The organism is Streptomyces colonosanans (genome assembly GCF_001866645.1).
In the GTDB taxonomy this organism is placed as follows: Bacteria; Actinomycetota; Actinomycetes; order Streptomycetales; family Streptomycetaceae; genus Streptomyces; species Streptomyces colonosanans.
The window spans coordinates 1-6812 of the sequence record NZ_MLYP01000090.1 but is presented as its reverse complement, the minus strand read 5'-3'; the positions used below and the strand labels follow the sequence as shown (position 1 = coordinate 6812).

The following is a 6812-nucleotide window of genomic DNA, read 5'->3' as shown; positions in this document are numbered from 1 at the left end:
CGCGGTGCGCTCGTCACCGTCGCCGCCGACCTGCTCGCCTTGACGCTGCTCACCTCGCCCGGTGAGCTGGGCGCGGACATCGCCGTCGGGACGACGCAGCGCTTCGGTGTGCCGATGGGCTTCGGCGGGCCGCACGCCGGATACATGGCGGTGCACGAGAAGTACGCACGCAGCCTGCCCGGCCGGCTCGTGGGCGTCTCCGTGGACGCGGACGGGAACAAGGCGTACCGGCTCGCCCTGCAGACGCGTGAGCAGCACATCCGCCGTGAGAAGGCGACGAGCAACATCTGCACCGCCCAGGTGCTGCTCGCCGTGATGGCCGGGATGTACGCCGTCTACCACGGGCCCGAGGGCCTGCGGGCCATCGCGCGGCGCACCCACCGGTACGCCGCCCTCCTCGCCGCGGGCCTCACGGCGGGCGGGGCCGAGGTCGTCCACGGCGCCTACTTCGACACCCTCACCGTGCGGGTGCCCGGCCGGGCCGACGCGGTCGTCGCCGACGCACGCGAGCGCGGGGTCAACCTGCGCCTCGTCGACACCGACCATGTGTCGATCGCCTGCGACGAGACGACCACGCGGGACCGGCTGGGTGCCGTGTGGACCGCGTTCGGCGTCGAGGGAGACATCGAGGCGCTGGACGCGAGCACCGGAGATGCGCTGCCCGGGGCGCTGCTGCGCGGTGACGACTACCTCACGCACCCGGTCTTCCACGAGAACCGCTCCGAGACCGCGATGCTGCGCTACCTGCGCAGGCTCTCCGACCGGGACTACGCACTCGACCGCGGCATGATCCCGCTGGGCTCCTGCACCATGAAGCTCAACGCGACCACGGAGATGGAGCCGGTCACCTGGCCCGAGTTCGGGCAGCTGCACCCCTTCGTGCCCGCCGAGCAGGCGCAGGGCTATCTCACGCTCATCCGCGAGCTGGAGGAGCGTCTCGCCGAGGTCACCGGCTACGACAAGGTCTCCCTCCAGCCCAACGCCGGTTCGCAGGGTGAGCTGGCCGGTCTGCTCGCCGTACGCGGCTACCACCGGGCCAATGGCGATGACCAGCGCACCGTCTGCCTCATCCCGTCCTCGGCGCACGGCACCAACGCCGCCAGCGCCGTGATGGCCGGCATGAAGGTCGTCGTCGTGAAGACCGCGGAGGACGGCGAGATCGACGTCGAGGACCTGCGGGCCAAGATCGAGCAGTACCGCGACGAGCTGGCCGTGCTGATGATCACCTACCCGTCGACGCACGGTGTGTTCGAGGAGCACGTCGCCGACATCTGCGCGGCCGTGCACGAGGCGGGCGGCCAGGTGTACGTCGACGGCGCCAACCTCAACGCGCTGGTCGGCCTCGCCAAGCCGGGCCACTTCGGCGGTGACGTCTCGCACCTCAATCTGCACAAGACGTTCTGCATCCCGCACGGCGGCGGCGGTCCGGGCGTCGGCCCGGTCGGTGTGCGCGCGCACCTGGCGCCCTACCTGCCGAACCACCCGCTGCAGCCCGCCGCCGGTCCGGAGACGGGTGTCGGCCCGGTCTCGGCCGCTCCGTGGGGCTCCGCGGGCATCCTGCCGATCTCGTGGGCGTACGTCCGGCTCATGGGCGGTGAGGGCCTCAAGCGGGCCACCCAGGTGGCCGTGCTGTCCGCCAACTACATCGCCAAGCGGCTGGAGCCGCACTACCCGGTGCTCTACACCGGCCCGGGCGGCCTGGTCGCGCACGAGTGCATCATCGACCTGCGCCCGCTCACCAAGGCGACCGGCGTGTCCGTCGACGACGTCGCGAAGCGGCTGATCGACCACGGCTTCCACGCGCCGACGATGTCCTTCCCGGTGGTCGGCACGCTGATGATCGAGCCGACCGAGTCGGAGGACCTGGCCGAACTCGACCGGTTCTGCGAGGCGATGATCGCCATCCGTGCGGAGATCGAGAAGGTCGGCTCCGGCGAGTGGCCCGCCGACGACAACCCGCTGCGCAACGCCCCGCACACCGCTGCGGCGCTCGGCGGGGAGTGGCAGCACGCGTACACGCGCGAAGAGGCGGTCTTCCCAGCCGGCGTCTCGGCCGCCGCCAAGTACTGGCCGCCGGTGCGCCGGATCGACCAGGCCTTCGGTGACCGGAACCTGGTCTGCTCCTGCCCGCCGTTGGACGCCTACGAGGCGTAGTCGCCTCCGGATGTGCGTCGGGGCCGGTTCGGAGCGTATGTCTCCGGTCCGGCCCCTCGTATGTCCGGCTCTGCGCTTGGCGGGGCAGCTGGTGCCCTGGTGCGCCGGCTCAGGCGGCCGTCATCACCTGGCCGGTGCCCAGCGGCCGGTGCGGGGCGATGATCTGACCGTCGGGCAGGAGCTCACCGGTGTCCTCGAAGAGCAGAACCCCGTTGCACAGCAGGCTCCATCCCTGCTCCGGGTGGTGCGCCACGAGACGGGCGGACTCCCGGTCGGCGGATTCGGCTGGCGGGCACGGTGGCTGGTGCTGGCACATGGTGGATGGGATCTTTCGCTCTGTCGTGACGTGTGGGATGGCTGTCGTGTCTGTCCTGCGGCTCGGCATGTCGTTCATGGCCGCCCCCCGTTGGCGAATACGTCGGTCTGCAACCAGTGTTGCTCTACGGGCGTCAGTCCGCAGCTCTTTCGCAGCACCGCTCCTCACAGGTTCATGACGCGTCACCCGCACGGATGGTTCAGCCTAACTACACTGTCCCTTTGGGTGGTTCGCGATGGTCACAAGGGGCTAGTCCCTGTCGTCGAACTGCCGCCCGCCCGCGACGCCGTGAATCGCGCGGGGGGATCACCGGCCCGGACGTGCAGCGTGCCCCGCGGCTGTTCGCGGCGGGGCACGGTGGGGGACGGGGCCTATGCGGGCGAGCCGAGCAGCGGGGCCGGGGTGACTCTGAGGGTGAGGACCGGGAGGAGCTCGTCGACGCGGTGCGGGCGGTGGGCCGCGATGCCGGGCGGAGCGGGCGCGAGCGGCACCAGGAGATCGGTCGCGGCGGGGTGGCCGGCCGCACCGTCGGCGGCGCAGTCGCCGTGCAGCCACAGGGTGAGCATGTACAGCCCGGGCACGGACAACAGCCGGGCCTGGTACGGCCTCTCCAGGGTCTCCGCCTGACGCAGGGCGCGCTCGGTGGCGGCGACGTAGGGACCCTCGAAGAAGTGCGAGAACGCCCAGCCGTCCGGCGTCGGACGGGTCTCGGCCGCGGCCACCGCGCGGTCGCCGCAGCGGATGAGGAAACGCCAGCCGGCGAGCCGGGTGGCCGGCGCGCCGGCTGGGGTGATCCGGTCCAGTACGTGCACCGGCAGGGGGAGTTCGGGCGTGACGGGTCCCTGGGCGGTGCGCAGGGACGGCGTGGGCGCCTCGCGGACCGCGGTGGGGGAACCGAGTGCCGTGAGGACGGAGAGGAGCGTGGGCACGGGAGCCTGGGGGACATGCAGCGGCATGGTGGGTCGCCTCTCATTCGACAGGCATGGTGACGCGGGGGGTGTGGCGGGGCGAGCGGACGACGCTGTCAGCTCTGGGGGCCAGAGGAGTGGGGGACTGTGCCCGGACGAATGGCGCCTCTGATGGCAGGGCTCAGGACTGCGAGCGCCAACTCTGCCCCGTGGGCGGAGTTTATACGACATATGTTCAGTTGGTGTTTCCCCTAGTGATCCCTTCAGGGTGAACAAGGGGATATTCGGCCGATGGTGAGCCGTATTCGTCCCAGCGTCACGAGGGCGCCCGGGTGGTGACCTCAGAATACTTGTCCGTAACGGTCGGCCGAATCTCGTCGGCGTTTTTCACGACATGCCTGAGCGAAAACTGCGTGCTGTCCCATGCCGGGTGAATGTGCCCGGACGGATTGCTGTCAGCGTAGCGGGCGAGGGTTGCGCGCGGGGCGTTATCGATCGCCTTGTCTGGGCATCATCCCCGTGACCCGGGACCGCAGCGGCCGGATCGTCGGCCTGCCCATTCGAGGAGGGACGCTTCGATGGGGGAGAAGGTCGTGGCAGGACGGTTCGACCTGTCCGATCGGCAGCGCTACCGCGACAAGCTCAGGCAGTGTCTGGCGGGGCTGGCGCGGCTGCTGGAGGAGAAGCGGTTCGATCGCCCCAGGAACCTTATGGGCCTGGAGATCGAATTGAATCTCCTGGGGGCCGACGGAATGCCGAGAATGATGAATGCGCAGGTGCTCGAAAGGATTGCAAGCCGAGACTTCCAAACAGAACTCGCCATGTTCAACCTGGAAGTCAACATAGCTCCACACAGCTTGGGTGGCCGGGTATTCGACCGGCTTGCCGAGGAGCTGCGCACCTCTCTCACCTATGCCCACCGGAAAGCGAACGAGGTCGATGCCGGAATCGTGATGATCGGCATTCTGCCGACCCTCGACCGCGACGACCTGGTCTCCTCCAACCTCTCTGCCGTCGACCGCTACACCCTGCTCAACGATCAGATCGTGGCCGCCCGCGGCGAGGACTTCGCGCTCGACATCGACGGGGTGGAGCGGCTCGTCTGCACCTCGCGGTCGATCGCCCCCGAAGCGGCCTGCACGTCCGTCCAGTTGCACCTGCAGGTCACGCCGGCGCGTTTCGCCGACGTGTGGAACGCGGCGCAGGCGATCACGGCCGCGCAGGTCGCCATCGGCGCCAACTCGCCCTTCCTGTTCGGCCGTGAGCTGTGGCGCGAGTCCAGGCCCCCGCTGTTCCAGCAGTCCACCGACACCCGGCCGCCCGAACTGCAGGCGCAGGGTGTGCGGCCGCGGACCTGGTTCGGGGAGCGCTGGACCACATCGGCGTACGACCTGTTCGAGGAGAACCTGCGCTACTTCCCGGCCCTACTGCCGATCTGCGACGACGAGGACCCCCTGCGGGTCCTCGATGAGGGCGGGACACCCAAGCTTGCCGAACTCGTCCTGCACAACGGCACGATCTACCGCTGGAACCGGCCCGTGTACGGCATCGCCGACGGCGTTCCGCATCTGCGGGTCGAGAACCGGGTGCTGCCCGCCGGACCCACCGTCACCGATGTGATCGCCAATGCCGCCTTCTACTACGGCGTCGTCCGCGCTCTCGCCGAGGAGCCGCGGCCGGTGTGGACGCGGCTGCCGTTCGAGGCCGCTGCCGCCAACTTCGACGCGGCCTGCCGGTACGGCATCGAGGCGCGCCTGAGGTGGCCGCGGCGCGGGCGCCACGGCGGGACCACCGAGGTGGAGGCCGTGGACCTCGTACGCGACGAACTGCTGCCGCTCGCCGAGGCGGGGCTCGACGCATGGGGCGTGGAGCCCGCCGACCGGGACTTCTACCTCCGGGTGATCGACGAGCGGTGCCGGCTGAGGGTCAACGGCGCGAGCTGGCAGTCCGCCACCTTCCACCAGGCCCTGGAACAGGGGCTCGACCGGCAGACCGCACTGGCCAGGACGACACGGCGGTACTACGAGCTGATGCACATCGGCGAGCCGGTGCACGCCTGGCCGGTCGGGGCGCCGGAACCGGCACCGCTGGGGTGAGCCCTCTTCCCGGCCGTCCGCCCGCACGATCGCTTCGTGGCTGAGCGCGGGGGCCGTGCCGGGGCCGTGTTCTTGAGGCATGCCGCGCCGCCCCGGCAGGAGGAGCCGAAGGAGAGCGGTCCGTTTCCGCGGGCGGCTGTCATGCCCGCGGTGAACCGTGCGGGCGAGGGCCGTCGCGATGGCCGCCCGTGCGACCGCGCACGCGTCGACGGGGTCGGCTGCACCCGCGCCCTCACCGTCGGGCAAGCTGTGTCGTCTCATGACGGCGTGTGCCTCTCCTCGCTGAACGCGCACTGCGAAGCACCGCTCAGCACCATGGGGGAGTACGCCCCCGCATGGTGTCGGCCCCCGGCGGCCTGTCGCGCGCGATCTTCGTCACTTCGTTCGCGACCCTGGCGGGGCGAAGATGGGGATGAGACGGGACGGCCCAACGGGAGGCGGGAGTGCAGGTGGAGGCAGGGTCGGTGGCCGATTCTTATCGGGTGGAGCGGCCGACGCGACGGATCTTCCGGAACGAGACGCTGCTCGTGCTGGGGCTCTCGCTCGGCGCGAGCGGGGTGTCCGCGCTGATCAGCTTTGTCGGGTCGGTCACCAAACCGGGAGGTCTCAAGGAACAGGCGGCCACCCTCAACGCCTCGGCCGCGCCCGGACGGCCCTGGCTCGATCTTGCCTGGCAGCTCTTCGGGATCGCGTCGGCGCTGGTACCGGTCGTGCTCGTCGCCCACTTCCTGCTGCGGGAGGGCGCCTCACTGCGCACGCTCGGCTTCGACCGGATGCGACCCTGGCCGGATCTCGGGCGCGGCGCGGCGATCGCCGCGGCGATCGGCTCGACGGGCATCGCCTTCTATCTGACCGTCCGCGGACTGGGCGCCAACCTCACCGTGGTGCCGGAGGCGTTGCCGGACGTGTGGTGGAAGTACCCGGTGCTGGTCCTGTCGGCGCTGCAGAACGCCGTCCTGGAGGAAGTCATCGTCGTCGGGTATCTGCTGCGCAGGCTCGGCCAGTTGGGCTGGACCCCCGGTACGGCCCTGGCGGCCAGTTCGGTGCTGCGCGGCTCGTACCACCTGTACCAGGGCATCGGCGGGTTCCTGGGCAACATGGTGATGGGCGTGGTCTTCGCCTTCCTGTACCGGCGCTGGGGCCGGGTCGGCCCGCTGGTGGTGGCCCACTCGCTGCTCGACATAGGGGCGTTCGTGGGGTACGCGCTGCTGGCGGGAAAGGTGGGGTGGCTGCCGACGGCGTGAAGGACCCGCGCAGGGGTTCCGGACAGGGGCGTACGAGCGTGTCGTACGCCCCTGTCGTGGTATCAGGGGCACGGTCTGACACCAGAACTCGACT

The 6812-nt window shown here is 70.3% G+C and carries 5 protein-coding genes; 3 read left to right on the top strand and 2 right to left on the bottom strand.

Going from position 1 to position 6812, the window contains the following annotated elements; genetic code table 11:
- A partial coding sequence (gene gcvP, locus BIV24_RS28320; RefSeq protein ID WP_071369318.1) for an aminomethyl-transferring glycine dehydrogenase occupies positions 1 to 2154 on the top strand: 2154 nt, incomplete at its 5' end.
- Positions 2155 to 2263: 109 nt separating this feature from the next.
- Here the strand turns inward: gcvP and BIV24_RS28315 are convergent.
- Both BIV24_RS28315 and BIV24_RS28310 read right to left on the bottom strand, forming a co-directional pair.
- A complete protein-coding gene (locus tag BIV24_RS28315) occupies positions 2264 to 2470 on the bottom strand; it encodes a DUF5999 family protein (protein ID WP_071369317.1) in 207 nt (68 codons plus the stop codon).
- 371 nt (positions 2471 to 2841) lie between these two features.
- Positions 2842 to 3426, bottom strand: coding sequence for a hypothetical protein (locus BIV24_RS28310; protein WP_071369316.1), 585 nt, complete (start codon positions 3424 to 3426; stop codon positions 2842 to 2844).
- Between the two features lie 530 nt (positions 3427 to 3956).
- Here BIV24_RS28310 and BIV24_RS28305 point away from each other — a divergent pair.
- Positions 3957 to 5474, top strand: a complete 1518-nt coding sequence (locus BIV24_RS28305; protein ID WP_071369315.1) for a glutamate-cysteine ligase family protein — start codon at positions 3957 to 3959, stop codon at positions 5472 to 5474.
- A gap of 443 nt (positions 5475 to 5917) precedes the next feature.
- Complete coding sequence (locus BIV24_RS28300) at positions 5918 to 6718, top strand: CPBP family intramembrane glutamic endopeptidase (protein WP_071369314.1); 801 nt, start codon at positions 5918 to 5920, stop codon at positions 6716 to 6718.
- The last annotated feature ends 94 nt before the right edge of the window (positions 6719 to 6812 follow it).